1 protein-coding gene is annotated in these 509 nt (G+C 40.7%); it reads right to left on the reverse strand.

Going from position 1 to position 509, the window contains the following annotated elements; genetic code table 11:
• Positions 1-312: CYTH domain-containing protein (locus tag ACS8FD_RS24820; RefSeq protein WP_439277800.1), on the reverse strand; the 312-nt coding region annotated here is incomplete at its 3' end.
• Between the last annotated feature and the right edge of the window lie 197 nt (positions 313-509).

Genomic DNA, 509 nt, shown 5'->3' on the forward strand with positions numbered 1-509 from the left:
ATCTTTGTAAATTGTTAAATCAGGCGCTAGTGTGTCGCTATCTAGCATTGCCTGTACTTGCTCATTATCTAATACAGCATTATGCTCTAGGCGCGCAGCAATACCATCACCACCAGCTTTGATGGTCTGCACCCACGTATCGCCTTCTTTACGGATACGTAAACCAATGCCAGCCTGCGCAAGCTTTTGATCAGACGTATCGTAATAATGCGCCGCCAGTTGCATATGCTTTGAGGATTTAACTTGCGCTTGACGCATTAGACCTTTTAGTCGCGACTCTGGTACCAAAAACTTTAGCTCAATCTCTTGCATAATGGCTCCCGATTATTTTAATACTATATAAGTTATTATCTAGGTGACTACCATCGTATGAAAGCTATCGCTGAATAACAAGTAAAACTTTATTTTTGCTTGGCTTAACAGAGCGCACAAAAAAAGCCGCCCTACATAATGCAGAGCGGCTTTTTTTATAACTGGTATTTATAAAATACCATTATAGGTAGTGGGTT

The sequence above is a fragment of the Psychrobacter sp. 1U2 genome, assembly GCF_051847575.1.